At 34.6% G+C, this 20,194-nt stretch carries 18 protein-coding genes; 12 read left to right on the top strand and 6 right to left on the bottom strand.

Annotated features, from left to right (window positions below; all coding sequences use genetic code 11):
- Positions 1–36: 36 nt before the first annotated feature.
- From DUZ96_RS10275 to DUZ96_RS10220, 12 genes are read left to right on the top strand one after another with little or no spacing between them, the layout of a single operon-like run.
- A complete protein-coding gene (locus DUZ96_RS10275; RefSeq protein ID WP_114301859.1) occupies positions 37–1,149 on the top strand; it encodes an FAD-binding oxidoreductase in 1,113 nt (370 codons plus the stop codon).
- Positions 1,146–1,598, top strand: a complete 453-nt coding sequence (locus DUZ96_RS10270) for a 3-oxoacyl-ACP synthase (RefSeq protein WP_309484651.1) — start codon at positions 1,146–1,148, stop codon at positions 1,596–1,598. The genes DUZ96_RS10275 and DUZ96_RS10270 overlap by 4 nt, the downstream gene beginning before the upstream one ends.
- Before the next feature lie 59 nt (positions 1,599–1,657).
- Positions 1,658–2,170, top strand: coding sequence for a YceI family protein (locus tag DUZ96_RS10265; protein WP_114301858.1), 513 nt, complete (start codon positions 1,658–1,660; stop codon positions 2,168–2,170).
- Positions 2,170–3,300 carry an NAD(P)/FAD-dependent oxidoreductase gene (locus DUZ96_RS10260; RefSeq protein WP_114301857.1) on the top strand — a complete coding sequence of 377 codons (1,131 nt, stop codon included), beginning with the start codon at positions 2,170–2,172 and terminating at the stop codon, positions 3,298–3,300. The genes DUZ96_RS10265 and DUZ96_RS10260 overlap by 1 nt, the downstream gene beginning before the upstream one ends.
- Complete coding sequence (locus DUZ96_RS10255) at positions 3,300–4,010, top strand: methyltransferase domain-containing protein (RefSeq protein ID WP_114301856.1); 711 nt, start codon at positions 3,300–3,302, stop codon at positions 4,008–4,010. Before DUZ96_RS10260 ends, DUZ96_RS10255 begins: the two co-directional genes overlap by 1 nt.
- Positions 4,011–5,063 (top strand): type III polyketide synthase, encoded by a 1,053-nt coding sequence (locus DUZ96_RS10250; protein ID WP_114301855.1) that lies wholly within the window; start codon positions 4,011–4,013, stop codon positions 5,061–5,063.
- Position 5,064: 1 nt separating this feature from the next.
- A complete protein-coding gene (locus tag DUZ96_RS10245; RefSeq protein ID WP_114301854.1) occupies positions 5,065–5,859 on the top strand; it encodes an enoyl-ACP reductase in 795 nt (264 codons plus the stop codon).
- Between the two features lie 3 nt (positions 5,860–5,862).
- Positions 5,863–6,300 (top strand): 3-hydroxyacyl-ACP dehydratase FabZ family protein, encoded by a 438-nt coding sequence (locus tag DUZ96_RS10240; RefSeq protein WP_114301853.1) that lies wholly within the window; start codon positions 5,863–5,865, stop codon positions 6,298–6,300.
- The gene (locus tag DUZ96_RS10235) at positions 6,297–7,571 is read left to right on the top strand and encodes a beta-ketoacyl synthase (RefSeq protein ID WP_114301852.1); all 1,275 of its coding nucleotides are present in this window, start codon (positions 6,297–6,299) and stop codon (positions 7,569–7,571) included. The genes DUZ96_RS10240 and DUZ96_RS10235 overlap by 4 nt, the downstream gene beginning before the upstream one ends.
- Before the next feature lie 22 nt (positions 7,572–7,593).
- Positions 7,594–7,845 carry an acyl carrier protein gene (locus DUZ96_RS10230; RefSeq protein ID WP_114301851.1) on the top strand — a complete coding sequence of 84 codons (252 nt, stop codon included), beginning with the start codon at positions 7,594–7,596 and terminating at the stop codon, positions 7,843–7,845.
- A complete protein-coding gene (locus tag DUZ96_RS10225) occupies positions 7,845–8,387 on the top strand; it encodes a 4'-phosphopantetheinyl transferase superfamily protein (protein ID WP_114301850.1) in 543 nt (180 codons plus the stop codon). Before DUZ96_RS10230 ends, DUZ96_RS10225 begins: the two co-directional genes overlap by 1 nt.
- A 2-nt stretch (positions 8,388–8,389) precedes the next feature.
- Positions 8,390–10,642, top strand: coding sequence for an RND family transporter (locus tag DUZ96_RS10220; RefSeq protein ID WP_114301849.1), 2,253 nt, complete (start codon positions 8,390–8,392; stop codon positions 10,640–10,642).
- Position 10,643: 1 nt separating this feature from the next.
- Here DUZ96_RS10220 and DUZ96_RS10215 read toward each other — a convergent pair whose 3' ends face one another.
- From DUZ96_RS10215 to mscL, 6 genes are all read right to left on the bottom strand, one after another.
- Positions 10,644–11,555, bottom strand: coding sequence for an ABC transporter ATP-binding protein (locus tag DUZ96_RS10215; RefSeq protein ID WP_114301848.1), 912 nt, complete (start codon positions 11,553–11,555; stop codon positions 10,644–10,646).
- Positions 11,556–11,621: 66 nt separating this feature from the next.
- Positions 11,622–14,747 carry an FG-GAP-like repeat-containing protein gene (locus DUZ96_RS10210; protein ID WP_147267077.1) on the bottom strand — a complete coding sequence of 1,042 codons (3,126 nt, stop codon included), beginning with the start codon at positions 14,745–14,747 and terminating at the stop codon, positions 11,622–11,624.
- A 10-nt stretch (positions 14,748–14,757) separates the two neighbouring features.
- A complete protein-coding gene (locus DUZ96_RS10205) occupies positions 14,758–16,068 on the bottom strand; it encodes an Ig-like domain-containing protein (protein WP_258774366.1) in 1,311 nt (436 codons plus the stop codon).
- A 181-nt stretch (positions 16,069–16,249) separates the two neighbouring features.
- On the bottom strand, positions 16,250–18,415 hold the full coding sequence (locus DUZ96_RS10200) for a prolyl oligopeptidase family protein (RefSeq protein ID WP_114301845.1): 2,166 nt from the start codon (positions 18,413–18,415) through the stop codon (positions 16,250–16,252).
- Between the two features lie 152 nt (positions 18,416–18,567).
- Entirely contained in the window at positions 18,568–19,557 is a 990-nt protein-coding gene (locus tag DUZ96_RS10195) for an aspartate-semialdehyde dehydrogenase (RefSeq protein WP_114301844.1), read from the bottom strand.
- 184 nt (positions 19,558–19,741) lie between these two features.
- Positions 19,742–20,146, bottom strand: a complete 405-nt coding sequence (mscL, locus tag DUZ96_RS10190) for a large conductance mechanosensitive channel protein MscL (RefSeq protein WP_114301843.1) — start codon at positions 20,144–20,146, stop codon at positions 19,742–19,744.
- Positions 20,147–20,194: the final 48 nt, after the last annotated feature.

The following is a 20,194-nucleotide window of genomic DNA, read 5'->3' as shown; positions in this document are numbered from 1 at the left end:
TAAAAAGCTCCTAACTTTAGGGGCTTTTTTTATACAATGAATTTATCATACTGGGAAATAAAGACTTGGCTTACTAATGTAGACTTTACTGTTGTTGGAAGTGGTATTGTGGGCTTAAGTTGTGCTTTGGAGCTAAGACGCAAATATCCTCAAGCTAAGATTATTGTTTTAGAAAAAGGCATGCTACCACAAGGCGCAAGTACTAAAAACGCAGGTTTTACTTGTTTTGGCAGTCTTAGCGAAATCATTGACGATTTACAAAACCACTCAGAAGAAGAGGTTATTGATCTTGTCGCAAAGCGTGTAAATGGGTTGCAATTACTTCGAAAAACCGTCGGTGATAGACAATTAGACTATAAGCCATTTGGTGGTTATGAGTTGTTTTTAAAAAATGATGAATCTCTTTTTTTAAAATGTAAATCACAAAAGGATACAATAAATAAGTTGCTGAAACCTTTATTTTATGAGGAGGTCTTTTCATTCAAACCTAATGAATTTGGCTTTAACCATGCAGTCGAACAATTAAGTTTCAATCAATTTGAAGGTCAAATAGATACTGGCAAAATGATGGATGCACTTCTTAAAAAAGCGCAGTCATCAGGTATTAAAATTCTAAATAACTGTTTGGTAAATGAAATCAGTGAGAACAATGATTCAGCGGTTATAAAAACCAATAATTTTGAAATTAAATCGAATAAAGTTTTAATTGCAACCAATGGTTTTGCTTCGCAACTCATTAATCAAAAAGTAGCACCAGCCAGAGCTCAGGTTTTAATTACAAAACCTATTAAAAACCTTCATATAAAAGGAACATTTCATTTAGATAAAGGCTATTATTATTTTAGGAATATAGAGGATAGAATTCTTTTTGGAGGTGGAAGAAATTTAGATTTTAAAGGTGAAGAAACCACTGAATTCGGACAGACAGAGTTAATTCAAGAAAAACTAGAAGATCTTTTAAGGACTACAATTATTCCAAACATTGATTTTGAGATAGACCATCGTTGGTCTGGTATTATGGGAGTTGGTAATCAGAAAAAGTCAATTGTAAAACAAATCAGTAATAACGTATTTTGTGGTGTAAGACTTGGCGGTATGGGTGTTGCCATAGGAAGTTTAGTGGGTAAGGAATTGGCAGATCTGTTATGATTAGTATTAAAGAGAGTCTGTATAATGAATGTAAGAACGCTTTAAACCTTCGATTAAAGGTTTTACAACAAACCATTTCAGATATTGAAACTAATCTTCAATCAGAAACTAAAAGTTCTGCAGGAGATAAGCATGAAACAGGACGTGCTATGCTTCAGTTAGAGCGAGAAAAAGCTGGTCAACAGCTGGCTGAAATTCAAAAACAGTTTGAGCTACTCAACAAAATAAATACAGATTCTAGGCAGAAGCAAATAGCATTGGGTTCGGTAGTCTTTACTATTCAAGCAAATTATTTCTTAGCAATAAGTACTGGAGAAATTGAAGTGGATGGTCAGTCATTTTTTGCGATTTCACCAGCCACACCAATCGGTAGATTATTGCTATCTAAGACAAAAGGCGATACTATTCAATTCAATAATCGAAAATTTCAGATTTTAAAAGTACTATAGAAAAACGTTAAATCACTTTACCCTTTTCTGCTTGTGCAGTAACTTGAAAAACAAAAAAGATGTCACGTTTATTAATACACTTTTTGTGCTTATTCAGTTTTTGTTATACAAACACACAAGAATCAAGTGTTGATTTTGTAATTAAAAATCTTGGAGTTAATGTAGATGGTCACTTTAATTCCTTTAAAATTGTTGCTGGTTTTGACAATGAAAGACAGCTAATAAGCATTACAAGCACGATTAATGTTTCTTCGATTGAAACAGGTATTGATAGTAGGGATGAGCATATTTTGGAAGAGGATTATTTTGATGCAAAAAAGCATCCAACCATTACCTTGTCAAGCTCAGAAATTAAAGATGTAGGCCCAAATAATTATAAAGTAATCGCTGTTCTAACTATAAAAGGTAAAGCAAAGAAAATTACTTTTCCTGTCACAGTACTTAAGTCAGATGATAATTATAAAATAACTTCTTATTTTGAAATCAATCGAAGGGATTATGATGTAGGAGGAGGTAGTTTTATATTAGGTAAAACAGTAAAAATTAATGTGAAGCATTATCAAGATTACTAATGCATAAACAAAATTTCGATGTTATAATTATTGGTGGCGGTTTGGCTGGACTATGTAGTGCGATCCACTTATCAAAACAAGGCATTGATGTTTTGCTTATTGAGAAAAACAGTTATCCAAAACACAAGGTATGCGGAGAATACGTGTCTAATGAAGTCTTACCCTATTTAAATTATTTAGGATTTAACCCATTTGAATTTGGTGCCAAGACCATTTCAAAATTCCAATTAACAACACATAATAATAAAAACATTGAAGCCAATTTGCCTTTAGGTGGATTCGGCATGAGTCGATATGAAATGGATTTTCAACTCTTTCAAATAGCTTTGAATCATGGTATTTCAGTCATTAAAGATACTGTTGTTGATGTTGTTTTTGACGACGATCAATTTCATATTCAAACAAAATCAAATCACATCTTTACTTCAAAAATTGCTATAGGAGCCTATGGTAAGCGATCAAATATAGATGTAAAATTTAATCGTAATTTTATTAAAAAGAAGTCACCTTATTTAGGTGTCAAAATTCATGTCTCTGGTCATTTCCCAGAAGATACAGTAGCGCTTCATAATTTCAAAGGAGGGTATTGCGGTGTTTCAAAAGTTGAAAACAACCATATTAACCTGTGCTATATCACTAACTATCAAACTTTCAAAACATATATGGATATAGAAACGTTTCAAGAGCAAGTTGTATATAAGAATAAGGCTTTAAAAAACGTATTTGAAGGTTCTAAACTTCAATTTACAAAGCCCTTAACCATCAGTCAGATTTCTTTTGAAACTAAAAACCCTATTGAAAATAATATGATAATGTGTGGTGATTCCGCCGGAATGATTCATCCACTATGTGGAAACGGGATGGGAATGGCCATTAGAAGCGCACAATTAGCATCTGAGCTTGTTATTGACTATCTTCAAAATAAAATAAAAAGCAGAGTTGAATTAGAGCGGAAGTATTCAAGAAATTGGAATAGAACTTTTAGCTTGAGATTAAAAGTTGGTCACAGTATTGCCTATTTATTTAGACAAGAATGGTTGGCGCCAAAATTACTTTTTGTTTTAAGACGATTGCCTTTTTTGGTACCATTAATAATTAAAATAACTCATGGAAAATCCATGAAAGTTTAATGAGTTTATTTGTTGATACAACATACAGAAGTAATGAGCCTGAACTTATGGATGATTTTTCCATGAAGGGCGAGTTGCTTCGTGATACATTGGACAAACTCGGTAAGATAAACAAATGGCTTGGGGGAAACCACGTCACGTTAAACGGCCTTAAAAAAGTGCTAATCGATCAACCAAAAAACAAATTGATTACCATTATAGATTTGGGTTGTGGTCATGGAGAAATCTTAAGGCTAATAGGAGATTATGGAAGACAAGAAGGCTATAAGTTCAAATTAATCGGAATTGATGCTAATCAGGACGCTATTGATTACGCAATTGAATTATCTCAAGATTATGAAGAACTAACCTTTGAAAACATTGACATTTTCTCAGAAGAATTCCAAGACTTAGATTATGATGTTGTACTTTCAACTTTGTTTTTACATCATTTTAATCAGGATGAAATTCACAACCTTTTAAAAATAATAACATCAAAGGCAAAATTAGGTATTGTTGTAAATGATTTGCACCGTAATAAAGTTGCTTATGGTTTATTTAAATTATTAGGTTTGGTGATTTCGAACCATATGATTGTGCAAGACGGATTAACATCTATATTAAGAGCATTTAAACGCTATGAGTTAGAAAATATCTCTAAACAATTGAACCTTAAATCACAAATTTGTTGGAAATGGGCATTCCGCTACCAATGGCTAATTAAAACTTAAATGGCAGTAAGAATTACATCAGTTGCAAAGCAACTTCCAAAATATACTAGAGAAACCAAAGACATTTTACCTTATGTAGAACTTTGGCTCGATGGGCAAGAAGAGCGTTTTAAAAGAAAAGTCCTTAAGATTTTTGAAAACGCAGCTGTTGACAAGCGGTACTCCATAATGGATGCTGAAGAGGTATTTTTAAAAACATCTTTTGAAGAAAAAAACGATATATACACGCGAGAATCCATAAAGCTGGCAGAAGAAAGTTTGGTAAAAGCTTTAGATAAAGCCAAATTACAGCCAACTGATCTAGATTACATCATCACAGTGAGTTGCACTGGAATAATGATTCCATCTTTAGATACATATCTTATTAATAGTTTAAAGTTGAAACAAGATATTGTGCGTTTACCCGTGACAGAAATGGGATGTGCGGCAGGAGTTTCGGGTATTTTATACGCAAAGAACTTTTTAAAAGCAAACCCCAATAAACGCGCAGTTGTTATTGCGGTAGAGTCGCCAACAGCGACATTTCAATTAGATGATTATTCGATGGTTAACATTGTAAGTGCCGCAATTTTTGGAGATGGTTGCGCAAGTGTTATTTTGTCTTCTTATGAAGACGAAAAAGGACCTGAAATCAAAGATGAGGCTATGTATCATTTTTTTGATACAGAGCATATGATGGGTTTTAAATTAAGAAATACAGGTTTGCAAATGGTTTTAGACCAATCTGTGCCACAGACAATCGCAGATCACTTCCCAGATATTATTCATCCATTTTTAGAACGTAACAATCTAACAATTGAGGATATTAATCATTTAGTTTTTCACCCAGGAGGAAAGAAAATTGTACAAACCGTTGAGGAATTATTTGGTGATTTAGGCAAAAATATAAACGACACAAAAGAGGTTCTAAGACAATATGGTAATATGAGTAGCGCCACTGTACTATATGTATTAGAGCGATTTACGGACAGAAATTTACCTAAAGGGGATAAAGGTATTATGCTGAGTTTTGGACCTGGTTTTTCCGCTCAGAGGATATTATTAGAATGGTGATATGAAAGAATTTAAAGATAAAAACTTTTGGACCTTAGTACTTGGTGGTAGCAGTGGTCTTGGATTGGCGTCTGCAAAGAAACTCGCCAAACACGGCATGAATGTTTGTATTGTTCATCGCAATCCAAGAATGCAAGAAGAAGTTATTTTAAAAGAGTTTGAATCAATAAAGCAAGAAGGCGTTCAATTTAAGTCATTTAATAGCGACGCCTTTAATCCAGACAAACGTAACATGATTATTCAAGAATTGAAGTCTTTGCTTGGTGATAATCAAAAAATAAAAACCATGGTTCATAGTGTAGCAAAAGGAAATTTGAAGCCCATGGTATCAGATGATAATAATGAATTAAAACATGATGATTTTGCGCTTACCATTCAAGCCATGGGAATAAGTTTGTATGATTGGGTTAAAGTGGTTTTTGAAGCAAATTTATTTGCTGAAGATTCACGGATTATTAGTTTTACAAGTCAGGGTAATTCAAAAGCATGGAAAAATTACGCAGCTGTTTCAGCAGCAAAAGTAACTTTAGAAGCGATAACTAGAAGTATAGCATTAGAGTTTGCGCCTTTTGGTATAAAGGCCAATTGTATTCAAGCGGGTATTACTGACACCAAATCTTTACGTATGATTCCAGATGTTGAAAAGATTATTAAATATGCATCACAGCGCAACCCTAATAAACGCCTAACTACACCAGAAGATGTCGCTAATGTTGTTTATTTATTAACTAAAGACGAAGCTTCTTGGATAACAGGGACAGTTCTTCCTGTAGATGGAGGAGAACATTTAATTTAAAAAATGGAAGAACAAAATATCATAGAACTTTTACCATACCAAAGACCATTTTTGTTTGTAGATGCCATAGATACTGTTTCTGAAAATGAAATACGTGGACATTATACATTTAGGAAAGACGAATATTTCTATAAAGGACATTTTAAAGATAACCCAATCACGCCAGGAGTGATATTAACGGAATGTATGGCACAAATTGGATTGGTTTGTTTTGGTATTTTCTTGTTGAAAGATGAATTACAGAACGCCAAGAAACCTCAGGTAGCACTAACCTCTAATAAAATAGATTTTTATTTACCGGTTTTACCAGGAGAAAAGGTCATTGTTCATTCAGAAAAAGAAGTATTCCGATTCAATAAATTAAAGTGCAAGGTTAAGATGTTAAATAAAAAGGGGGAATTGGTGGCACGAGGTGTAATATCAGGAATGTTGAAAGCATGAAGCAACGAGTAGTCATAACAGGATTAGGTATTGTCGCACCAAATGGCGTAGGTTTATCGGATTTTACCAAAGCCTTAAAAAACGGAACATCTGGCATCAGATTTCACCAAGACTTAAAAGACCTTAATTTTTCTTGTCAAATAGGAGGCATACCTCAAATTACGGATGAATTAATATCTAAATATTTTACGGACCTACAGTTACGTGGGTTTAACAGTTCTGGCATTTTATATGGTTGTATAGCGGGTATGGATGCATGGAAAGACGCAGGATTCGATTTAAATTCTAAAAGTGAGTTAGATTATGATACTGGGCTCATTTTTGGTACAGGAACCTCAGGAGTAGAAAAATTTAGGGAAGCCATTCACAAGCTCGACGAAGGCAATGTTAGGCGCTTAGGAAGTACAGTTGTTTTACAAACCATGGCAAGTGGTATAAGCGCTTATTTAGGCGGTATGCTTGGTTTTGGCAATCAGGTCACCACAAATTCTTCAGCATGTACAACGGGTACCGAAGCTCTTTTAATGGGTTACGAGAGGATTAAATACGGAAAAGCTAAACGCATGCTGGTTGGTAGTTGTAGTGACCATGGACCATATATTTGGGGAGGGTTTGATGCCATGCGAGTTATGACATACAAACATAATGACAGCCCAACAGAAGGATCACGGCCTATGAGCGTGTCAGCTTCTGGTTTTGTACCAGGAAGTGGTGCGGGTGCTTTAGTTTTAGAATCGTTAGAAAGTGCATTGGAGCGTGGTGCAACTATTTATGCTGAGGTTATGGGTGGTGAGATAAACTCTGGTGGTCAACGTCAAGGAGGTACATTAACAGCACCAAACCCAGAAGCAGTTCATCGCTGTATTAAAAACGCCTTACAAAATTCTGGAATAGTTTCTAGTGAAATAGAGGTCATTAATGGGCATCTTACCGCCACCTCTAAAGATACTCTAGAAATTGAAAATTGGACCAAAGCCTTACAAAGGCAAGGTAAGAACTTCCCCTTTATTAATTCAACCAAATCATTAGTTGGCCATTGTTTGGCAGCGGCTGGTGCAATAGAGTGTGTGGCTAGTATCATTCAGCTTAAGGAACAATTTATTGCGCCTAATATCAATTGTGACGATTTACATCCTGGTATTGAAGAATTAGTTTCACCCGAAAAAATACCACATAAAAAAATTGATCAGGAGTTTGACACCATTGCCAAAGCAAGTTTTGGTTTTGGTGATGTTAATGCCTGTGTTTTATTTAAGCGATTTATAGCGTAACTTTACAAATCAAAGTTATGTTATGAACAAGGAAGAATTAATTACCAAATTAAAGACTATTGTAGCGCCTTATATACAAGATGAGAAGGCGTTTAAAAACCTGTCAGAAGACACAGATTTTGTAAAGGATCTAAAGATAAACTCAGCCAATCTAGTTGATATCATTTTAGATATTGAGGATGAATTTAATATTCGTTTAGAAAATGAGGACATGGAAAAAATGCTAGATGTAAAGTCTGCTATGAGCATTGTGACTTCAAAACTTGCAGATTAATGGTTGGCAATGACATTGTTGATTTAAATGAAGCAAGTCGGGCCTCAAATTGGCAACGCCCAAGGTTTTTGGATAAACTTTTTTCTGAACAGGAGCAAGCCTATATCAATAGTGCGGAAAAGGCTTTTAAAATGGTTTGGCGGTTGTGGAGTATGAAAGAGGCTTCTTATAAATTATACACACAAATTGCACCAAGTCGTTTCTATAACCCTAAAGCATTTCAGTGTACGATTAAGAAAGATTTGGGCACGGTGAAATATAAAAACTTTTCCTGTTTCGTTCAATCAAAGATTACTTCTAATTATATTATTTCAGAAGCGAGTTTAAAGAAACAAAAGCTCAATTCTGAAATTATTGAATTTGTTTCATTGGGTTACGCCGGGCAGAGCGATGAATTAAAAGCTAAACTTATAGATTCATTGGACTCAAAGTTTCGCATAGAAAAGAATGCGTTTGATGTACCTATATTAAGTAATGGAAAAGAGCTTTTTCACGTTAGCTTATCCCACCATGGGCGATATGGTGCTTATGTAAGAGCATAGTTATGGAACGAATGAAGCGTATTATACCTATTATTATTAAATTCAGAATATCCATTATCGCAATTTTGGTGATACTAATGGTATTATCTGCCTATCAAACACTTAATAAACTAAGTGTTGACAATTCACTTTCAATATGGTTTTTAGAGGACGATCCGAGTTACAAGGCATACATAGATTTCCAGGAGAATTTTGGATCAGATGAGATTTTTATTATCATGCTACCAGTTGAAAATGCAATTGGTGAATCAGAAGTAAACAAGTTAAAGGAATTACAGCAATCTATTGAAGCATTGCCCTACGTAAAAACAACCTTTAGCTTGGCCAAGGCTAAATACCCAATCTACGCAAATAATAACATCAGATTTCACGATTTATATAATTCAAGACGAAGTGAAAAAGGATTGAAAAACCTGTTTTCTAAACTATCCAACATTAGTTCACAATTGGTAACTAAGGACTATAAAAACCAGCTGTTTTATATCCAAATGAAACCTACACCGACCATTGAGGAAGACCGACAAGAAATAGCTGTTGAAGTTGAAAGTGTAGTTGGACAGATGTATTCAGATTATTATCTAACAGGACCACCAGTATTAAATGAGGCTTATAGCAAAGGCATTTATAAAGAAAGTCTAATATTTGGTATCCTAACTGTTTTGGTCATTACGGTATTGCTTTTATTTCTACTACCAAGTAAACGTTATCTACTAATAGCATTACTGTCGGTTGCGATTCCGGTTAGTTTACTTTTTGGATTAATTACTTCTCTTGGTTTTGCATTGAATATGATTTCTATGCTTATCCCAACTATTCTAATGGTGTATAGCGTTAGTGATGCGGTTCATATTATAAACATTTACCACAAAGAAGGACTTGTTAACACCAATTTTTCAGAGGTTGATTTGTTGGCAATTTCAATACGAAAGAGTTTAACACCTTGTTTCTATACAACCCTTACAACCCTTGTGGGCTATTTTGCACTTTATTTATCGCCTTTACCTGCATTTAAAAACATGGGTGTTTTTACATGTATTGGATTAATTCTGAGTTTTTTATTGGTATATGTAATTACTATTATCGGCTTTAGTTTTATGAATTTAAATTTTGAAAAAGCTAAACCAATTTTAAGTTTTAAAACTTTTTCTCAATCTGGCTTTATTGAATGGTTAAATGGTTTTACAAGCCAATATAAGAACACCCTGATTGTATCATTTACAGCTGTGCTAATATTTGGTATTTATTCTGTATTTCAGGTAAAGATCGACACCAATTCCAGAGATTTATTGGCAGAAGGCAAGGCAAAACAAGACTTAAGAGCAGTTGAAGTAGAGCTGGGCGGAAGTAACCGACTTCAAATAAATATAGCTACAAAAGATGGCCGCGCAATATTGAATAAAGATGCTATTAAAAGATTAGAGGATTTTCAGAATAAGCTTGAAGCAAACCCACTGATATCAAATCCAGTTTCGGTGGTTACCATAAAATCCTTCCTAGAACAACGCACACCTGTTTTATTTCAATCTGATATATCAGAGGTGAAACTAAAGAATACACTTAAAGATGTTGATGCTAGAGAAAACAGTTTTTTTAAATTATTTTCAGAAGACCTATCAACAGCCGGTTTTACGCTAACCCTTATGGAAATGCGAACATCAGAATTAGAACAAGCGCTTGATGATATTAAACAAGCCTTTAAATCGTCATTCGATACTGATAATTATGATTTGAAAATAAATGGTTTTGCAGTTGTCTTTGCGCAATTGAACAACTTTATTTTAGAGACTCAGTTTAAGTCCTTCTTTGCAGCATTTTTTGTGGCATTTCTATGTCTTTGGGTGTTTATAAAGAATCTGAGAACTACCATATTAGTACTCATACCAAATATTTTACCACTAGCTATACTTGCTATATTTATGAGTTTGCTAGACATTCCCTTAGATGTTACAACAGCAATGATAACACCTATTATGTTGGGAATTGCTATGGATGACACGATTCACTTAGTACATAAATACAGGCGAAGTAAATATATTACTGGCTCGCCAAAAGAACGCATGGACAATGCTATGCGCTATACAGGTAGTGCTTTAATATCAACAACGATTGCTTTGGTTGGAGGGTTTTTAATTATAGCGTCTAGCGCAACACCTTCTGTTCAGGATTTTGGCTTGCTTTGTACCGTAACAGTTGCCATGGCCTTAATTACAGACACCTTTTATTTACCTGCTCTATTGAAGAAGTTGGATAAATAATCTACTGGAATATTTTAAAAAATAAGGAGCTATTCGGTTTTAATTTGCAATGGTGTTCAATAAAAATAGAATTGGATTGGTGCGTAGCCTCAATCAACCAATTCTTCCCATTAAAATAGGATCTTTTAACCTCAGCTTCATGTTTGGAATTTTCTACAATTTGTAGTTGATGAGCATAATATATTACTCCGTCAATGATTGAAAATTCCTCAAAAAACGAAGCCACCAGAGGTAGTTTTGGATTACGATATACGTTCTGTGGTGTATCTTTTATTACAATTTTTTTCTCATCTAGAACAATCATGTCATCAGCGAACCCTAAAACATCATTTTTATCGTGGGTAGCAATCAGACAGCTGATACTGTTTTTTCTTAAGTAACTGAAAATACTTCTTCGCAAAGATTGTTTTTTAAAATTGTCTATATGGCTGAAGGGTTCATCTAATAACAATATTTCGGGTTCTTTTGCTAATGCCCTAGCTAAGGCCACACGTTGTTTTTGTCCACCACTTAGATTTTTCACTTTGGTATTGGCAAAAGCTTCAAGTTCTACAACTCTGAGCAATTCTTTAGTTCGTTTTTCTTTTTGTTCTGGATAAAAGCGCGAAAGGTGCTTCCCAACATTTTCTTCAACTGTGGTGTAAGGCATCAAGTCGAATTCTTGGGTAACATATTTCATAAAATCATAACCTACAATAAGATTGAATGCTGGACCTAAGACCTGTTTATTATTCCACCACACTTCACCTTCTTTTAAATCAAATTCACCATAAATTAGCTTTAATAAGGTGCTTTTCCCAGAACCACTTTCTCCGATAATAGCTAAAGTTTTACCCTTAGCAAGATCAAAGCTTATATTATTTAAAACCTTGCTTTTGGTATAAGTGAAAGAGACATTTTTAACTTGAAGCATATTGCAAAAATACCACAAAAAAACCGCTTGATTTCTCAAACGGTTTTAAGAATAAGTGTATAAATATTATTTTTTCACAAACTTCTGAATGCTCAGTTTACCATGGTTTTCAAGTCTAAGGACATAAATACCTGCTTCAAGATTTGACACATCCAATTTATCTATTTCATGTTTTTGATTCAAAACAACCTTGCCTTGAATATCAAATATTGTAACGACACCTTCAGAAAGATCATTGATAGAATTAATATTCAAAACATCATCAACAGGATTTGGATAAACTGTGAAATCAGTAATTGTTTCGTCATCCACACTTAAGAAAGCGCCCTCAATGATATTATGTGTTGTATTACTAGTTGGGTTAGGTATATTATCAATTATACCTGAAGGCCAATAAATAATGATATTGTCAATCTGTGTTTCGGAGCCTAGTCCAAAATGTGTGTTCAGACTACTCATAAACTCAAATCCTTCACCACTACGCACATCTCTAATCTGTACACCATTAGGAGTGTGTACTTCAACTCGAGCGCCAATACCATTGATATTACTTACGTTTCCAACTGTATTAATTTTTACCCAGTTGTTAGAATTACCTTGATTATAGTATCTAATTCCGTTATAAAAAGTATCTATAAACCCATCATTATTTAAGTCGCCAAAGGCACCATTTTTATAATTTATTTGATTTGGGTCGGCATCTTCAAAAGTTAAATCGCCTTTCCCATAAAGTATTGTGCCATTTGCAATAATATCCAAGTATCCGTCATTATCTATATCAAAGGCAGAGCTTTCCCAGCCAGTTGGAGCAGTTGATACTCCAGCGCCAATAGTTACATCAGTAAATGTGTAATCATTATTTGGGTTGCCGTCATCAGTAAATCCATTATTCCTCATCAATTTGTGATCACCAGAACTTGCGCCAACAAAAACATCCATATCACCATCATTATCAAAATCACCCCAAGCTGATGACCATGTTTGCATTGGGTCGGCTAGTCCAATTGCGGCAGCATTTTCACTATATGAATCATTACCATTGTTAGTTAACATCATATTCGTACGTCTTTCTTCAGACCCTCCACATTTTGCAATAAACAAATCTATATTTCTGTCGTTATTGTAATCAATCCAGATAGACCCATAGTCACCTCCAGAAGGAAAATTACCCAATGAATATGGCGCGCCAGTTGTGATATCTGACTGATAGAATGTCAAGTTTCCTGTTCCGTCATTTATGAAGTAAACGTTTGGTTCTACATCATGACATACAAAGGCATCTAAATTTCCATCATTATTAATATCTACGAAATTAGAACGTTGAGAGAAAGTATATTGAGTGGTTGCCTGCTGAGTAAAACTCATACCATCATTACTGGCCTGCATAAACGAAACACCACTACCAGCACCATAAAGCAAATCTGTTTTACCATTAGCATCAAAATCTGCCGCAGCAATACTCCAACTTGGTAAAAAATTTGCGTTTGGAGTTGCAATATTGATATTGGTAAATGAACCATCACTATTTTGTTTCTGAATATTAATATTTGAAGCTGAAACTGTAACTATATCATCTAAAAAATCACCGTCCATATCAACAATAGCCATATCATAAGTACCACTCACGGTTATAGGTTGTGGGTTAAAATTAATTCTCGCAGGAGATTGAGTTGTAAAAGTAAATGGACCAGTGAAATTTGAAGTTTCGCTACCACAGTTAGCCAGTACATAAAAATCGTAGGAGGTACCCGAACTTAATGCAGAAAGGGCATAACTTGTAGCACTTAAATCGTTGATTGCTGTACCTGTTCCAAGTGTAAATCCAGAAGTTCCCCATTCTAGATTCCATGCTGGTGCTGAACCGTTTTCAACCCAATTTAACGTAGCGGAATCAATAGTAACACTTGAAGCATTTAAGTTACTTGGTGAAGGGCAAGTAGATCCTTGTTCAATACAGATATCTGCCGTGCCGTTTTGTTGATCTCTCCATATTACAGCATAATAAGTATTGCCAGCTGTTAATCCTGTTATTTCTCCTGAACTGTCGCCTGAGTTAAAATCATTGTTGGTACAAGTTGATACTGAATTACCGCCACAAGAGTCATAAACCTCTAATCCTATACTATTAGCAGCGCCACTAAACCTTACAACCACTGATCCAATTGCAGGAGCTTGAAAACTGATAAAGTAACCATAATTCCCTGACCCGTCACAGGTTGGGTTTTCGTTGTTTGCATCAATATCAGTGGCAGTACTAAAATCAAAAGAAGTTGGTGCAGCACTGTTGCAATCTACATTAACAGATATATTAAATGCAGAACTACAGGTAGCTCCTGGCGCACTAGTGATAAAATTAAATGGCCCAACTAGAGAAGAAGTGTCACCCCCACCACAATCAGCTTGCACATAAAAATCGTATGTAACACCTTGAGATAATCCAGTTAAATTATAAATTGTACTTGTTAAACCATTAACCATGGTTCCAGTGCTAGGAGTAAAGCCCGCGGGCCCCCATTCTAGGTTCCATAAGCTTGCTGTTCCATTTTCTGTCCATTGCAAATCAGCCGTCGTTTCGGTGATATTAATTGCATTTAAATTTATAGGCTCAGGACAAGTAGGTGGTGTCGCAGAAGTTAAAACAGGAGAAGTTATACAGAATCCCCACCCCCAAGACGTATTATCTTGATAATAGATCCTATACCTAAAGTTTGTTAATTGGTTTTCACTAAATGCTGCAATATTTAAGATTGGGTGATTTAATGAAACAAATGGTCCGGAACAGAAGTTTTGATTTGGCGCTCCAGCAGTACTTGTGTCATAGACATTACTCCAATTTTCCCACTGTGAGGTGTCAGCATCCCAATATTGAATTGTAAGCGTTTCTGTTTGAAATATATTTAACACATAATCTGTGTCCATTGATATCCATATTTCCCCAGCATTAAAAGCATTGGTTAAATTAATAACAGGTGATTCAGCAGCCAAGTCATTATTTGATCCACTATTGGCGTCATCATCGTCAAAGGAGAAATTAGACGAAGTTGTTGTAGGGTCTTCGTAAAGATAAGTTGCATCATACGTTCCTGTGATTGACCAATTAGAATTTGGCCAATCTGCAGACTCATTTAAAACTTGCGCGTTTACAGAGAATAATGTGGTGAATACAACAATTATTAAAGTAATTTTTTTCATAGTTATATAGTTATTCACAATCCGTCAGTGAGTTTATCCACTCTTCAATAAGCTCTACACCTTCGTCATGGTTTATTGTTCTGCCTAATAAAGGCATTCTAAATGACTCATCAGTTGTACTCAATCTAAAATATAAAATTGAAAGATCAGTATCGTTAGGTTTTACAATATCAGAATTTGGAATGAATTGAGTCTCAGGTTCTACACAAACACCAATATTTTCACGATTATCGGTTAAACCATAAGCAAAACGCATTGGTCTATAATTACAATAACCATTGTCAGAGTGACAATGTGCACAATTAATATCTAAATAAGATCTTACTCTTAGCTCCAATGGCTGTGAGTCATCATCCCATCCAACTGTGGAATTAATATTGCCTGGAATATCAGAATTTAAATACCCAACATCAATTAATTTTCTAATCTGGTTTTCTATTCCTGTTGAATAATTGTAATTTTTATTAATATTCTGAGGCTTTAATCCAATCGGTGTTGGACTATCAGATTGATTGTGACAAGTAAAGCACTCGGCTCTGGATGGTATTCTATAAGTTGTGCTTTTTATAGTTTCACCTTGTAGCCATGTTAAATCCACCAAATCACCTTCGTTACTGAAAAAAGCTTCGGATTGATCGTCGTTCCACAAGTAATTAGCGAAATCCCATCCATCACTTGTTTTAAACATTATTCTCGTTTCTAGAATCCGAGTTGTATTATTTGGTTGAATTGAATTGTAGTAAAAGTTTTTAATTAAGAATGTTCCCTCTGGAAACCGAATAGGCGAAATATCTTCAACATAATTGGCGCTTACTCCGTTAGGCATCCATATAAACCGTTTTTTCTTGGCGTAGTCTGAAAATAAAGGTGATATTAAATCATAAGGGATAACGCCAAATGATGGGTTCAGCTCACGTAAATTACCTTCAAAAAAGTTATATTCTGATAATGTTTGATGAGGTGTATCTTCAAAAACATTAACTACAGATAACGATGTAATTGTAACGGAAACATTTTCTGTCTGACAATTACCAGATTCATCGCATATAGTGTATTGAAAACTATCTTCACCAACCAAATTTGCAATTGTACTAAAAATTATGCTATCATCACTTAAGTCACTAGGAGTAGCATTATTATTAATTTGTGCATTTCCCTTGCTTGGGCTTGTAATAGTTAATTGTCCTGAATTAGGAATATTACTGTCATTTTGAAAAATAAATATTTCAATTTGTGAATTTTGCTCAATTACTACAGTGTCTGAATTTGTTTCTATCTCTAATACGCTATTACCATCATCTGTACCACACGTAAGCAGCAAAAGGGTTAGGATCGAAAATAAAAATATATCGTATTTATTTTTCATGTAAAGAAAGACAATAGCAAAATAATTAAACAGGATTAACCATAATATCCCTAATTATTGCTAGGGAACAAGCTTATAAAGCTAATCATTTTTTGCTAAATTGCTAATAGCTCAAGTATATGGGCCCTATTTAAACCTATCCTTTAATCTTCTTGTTTAATTTACCTGGGAGCACATCAAAGCCCATATTATATAACGTGAAGCCAAAAATATCAACTGCTTGCTCAATTTGTTTTGAGACAGGAGTTCCTGCTCCATGACCAGCATCAGTTTCAATTCTAATAAGTGTTGGTGATTTCCCTGCTTGTTTGCTTTGTAATTCTGCAACGAACTTAAAACTATGTGCCGGCACAACTCTATCGTCATGATCGCCAGTTGTTACCAATGTAGCTGGATATTCAGCACCCTTCTTTACATTATGTACCGGAGAATACCCTTTTAAATAATTAAACATTTCCTTACTGTCTTGTGCTGTACCATAATCATAGGCCCAACCAGCACCCGCGGTAAATGTATGATAACGCAACATGTCTAAAACGCCAACCGCAGGTAAAGCTACTTTCATTAAATCCGGTCTTTGGGTCATCGTAGCACCAACTAGCAAACCACCGTTAGAACCACCTCTTATTGCTAAATATTCCGAAGATGTGTAATTGTTATCAATAAGATATTCTGCAGCGGCTATAAAATCATCAAATACGTTTTGTTTTTTCATTTGGGTTCCTGCATCATGCCACGCTTTACCGTATTCACCACCACCACGTAAATTAGGTACCGCATAAATACCACCCTGCTCCATCCAAACCGCATTAGTAATTCTAAAACTAGGAGTAAGAGAAATATTAAATCCTCCATAACCATATAGTATTGTTGGGTTTTTGCCATTTAATTCTAACCCTTTTTTATGAGTAATTATCATAGGGACCTTTGTTCCGTCCTTAGACGAATAAAATACTTGCGTACTTTCATAATTTTCAGAATCAAAATCTATATTTGGTTTTCTAAATAGTTTTGAAGTACCATTTGAAATATTGTATTTATAAATGCTTCCAGGTGTGGTATAATTTGTAAAGGAAAAGTAAAGTTCTTTTTCTTTTCTTTTTGCACCAAAACCTCCTGCCGAACCCACACCAGGTAATTCAACCTCTCTCACCAAACTACCCTTATAGTCATATTGAAAAACCTTTGAAACCGCATCTATCATATATACGGCAAAGAAATATCCGCCAGCAGTTGAAGGTCTTAACACGTTTTCTGTTTCTGGAATAAAATCCATCCAGTTTTCAGGTGAAGGATTTGAAGCATCAACAGTAACCACTCTTTGATTAGGTGCGTTAAGGTTTGTCATTATAAATAACTTAGAGCCCTCATTTTCAATAATATTAGAATCTGAATCAGTATGCCCCAATATTTCAACTAAAGGTGCATTTGCTTCTGAAAGGTCTTTTATATAAAGCTTATTACCAGAAGTAGAAACTCTAGGCGTAATTACTAAATATTTATCATCTTCAGTTACACCAGCATAGATATAACGGTGTTTTTCTTCAGGTGTACCACCATAAATTAATTGGTCTTCAGACTGTTTTGTTCCTAACTTATGATAATATACTTTATGCTGATCTGTCTTTGCGGAAAGCTCACTTCCCTTTGGTTTGTCATAGCTAGAATAATAGAACCCCTCATCCTTATACCAAGACATACCGCTGAATTTAATATCAACTAAGGTATCCTCCATAATCTCTTTAGATTCAACGTCCATCACCAAAATTTTTCTCCAATCACTTCCGCCCTCGGAAATTGAATAAGCAAGTATTTGCCCGTTTTTAGAAAAACTTAAGCTTCCAAGTGAAATAGTGCCATCATCCTTAAACTTATTAGGATCAATGAAAATTTCTGCAGTTTCGGCATCGGTTCCTTTTTTATATCTAAAAATTACTGATTGATTTTGAAGACCATCGTTTTTTGAAAAATAGGTATAATCTCCCTCTGTATATGGAGCACCAATTTTTTCATAGTTCCATAATTTCGTTAGACGTTCCTTTAATTCTTCGCGATAAGGAATGTTATCCAAAAACCCAAAGGCTGCTTCGTTTTGTTGGCTAACCCATTTTTCTGTTTCTTCACTTCTGTCGTCTTCTAACCAACGATAAGGATCGGCAACTTGCTCGCCGAAATAAGTGTCAATGGTATCGACTTTTTTGGTTTCAGGATAATTTACACTTACGGTTTTCAAAGATTTAGATTCATTTTTGCATGATACAAAAATAAATACTAGGGCAGAGAAAAAGAGTGTTTTTTTCATACTTCAGAATTTCAATTGATTAAAAATGCTAACAGACAATATAACCATTTACTAACTTTTAATCAATAGCAAAACTCATAAATGCTGAATGAGAAAAACAACTCACCTTTTGGGTTCGTTATAAAAGAACACTAAGGGTTTAAGGGATTTAGTTACACCAGGCGATTATTAACAAGATACTCTGCAATTTGCACTGTATTGGTTGCTGCGCCTTTTCTAAGATTGTCGCTAACCACCCAAAGATTTAAGCTGTTAGGCTGAGAGGTGTCTCTTCTTATTCTGCCTACGAATACATCATCTTTACCATTTGCGAACATTGGCATTGGATAGACATTCACATCAAGATTGTCTTGTATGGTTACACCCTCTGTGTTGTTTAATAATGATCTAACCTCATCTAGATTAAAATCGTTTTCAAATTCTACATTGACAGCTTCACTGTGTCCGCCTGCAGTTGGTATCCGTACTGCTGTAGCAGTTACGGCAATTGTTCTATCGTCTAAGATTTTTTGAGTCTCTCTTACCAATTTCATTTCTTCTTTGGTATAACCATTATCTTCAAATACATCACAATGAGGAATAGCGTTTTTATGTATAGGATAATGATAGGCCATATCTCCTTTTTTGCCGGCAATTTCATTTTCTAGTTGTTCCACAGCTTTTACACCTGTTCCTGAAACGGATTGATAGGTTGAAACAACTATACGTCTAATCTTGTATTTTTTATGAAGTGGCGCTAACGCCATAACCATTTGTATGGTAGAACAATTAGGATTTGCAATTATTTTATCTTCTTTACCTAATTCAGTTGCATTAATTTCTGGAACTACTAATTTTTTAGTTTGGTCCATTCGCCATGCGGAAGAATTATCTATTACTGTTGTTCCAACTTTTGCAAATTTTGGAGCCCACTCTAATGACGTACCACCTCCAGCAGAAAATAATGCAATATCAGGTTTTTCTTTAATTGCTGTTGGAATGCTAATAACCTCAATAGGATTTCCTTTAAAGTCAATTTTCTTACCAACAGAACGCTCAGAAGCCACCAGCAATAATTCATCTACTGGGAAATTACGCTCTTCTAGCACTTTTAGCATTACATTACCTACTAATCCGGTTGCACCAACAACAGCTACTTTCATTTTTTATAATTAATAATTATGCCGTAAAATTAAACAAAAACAATTCCTTCTTTTAAATAATATCAAGGCTTTTAACAAAAAAAATCGAGATGTTAATTAATTAACTTTATTTTAAAAAAGAACCCAGACTATTTAGCCTGGGTTTGATTGTTAATTATAGTGTAGCGGTGTCGCTAAACTTAGATTACTTTTTTAAAGCATCTCTAATCTCAGTTAATAAATCAACTTCAGATGGTCCTGCTGGAGCTGGAGCCTCTGCTGGCTTCTTAGTCTTGTTATATGCTTTAACAATTATAAACATAACTAATCCAACGATTAATAAATTAATGATAGTGTTAATCCATGCACCGTAAGCAATTACCGCTGCACCAGCTTCTTTTGCCGCCGCTAAGGTAGCATACTCTTTACCGTCCATTGCATAATGAAGGTCTTCAAAATTCATCCCTCCAGCAAAATATCCAGCGAATGGCATTGCGATGTTTGAAACAAATCCGTTAATAACCGCGCCTATAGCACCAGCCATGATTACTGCAACTGCGAAATCAATCACATTGCCAGTCATAATAAAATCCTTGAATTCTTTTAACATAATAGTAGTGTATTAATAGTTAGTGAAATATGTTAGTTTGACACTAAT

Origin of the sequence: Winogradskyella sp. KYW1333 (genome assembly GCF_003335675.1) — a bacterium.
In the GTDB taxonomy this organism is placed as follows: Bacteria; Bacteroidota; Bacteroidia; order Flavobacteriales; family Flavobacteriaceae; genus Winogradskyella.
The sequence above is the reverse complement of the archived record's forward strand: the minus strand, read 5'-3'. Positions and strand labels throughout refer to the sequence as shown.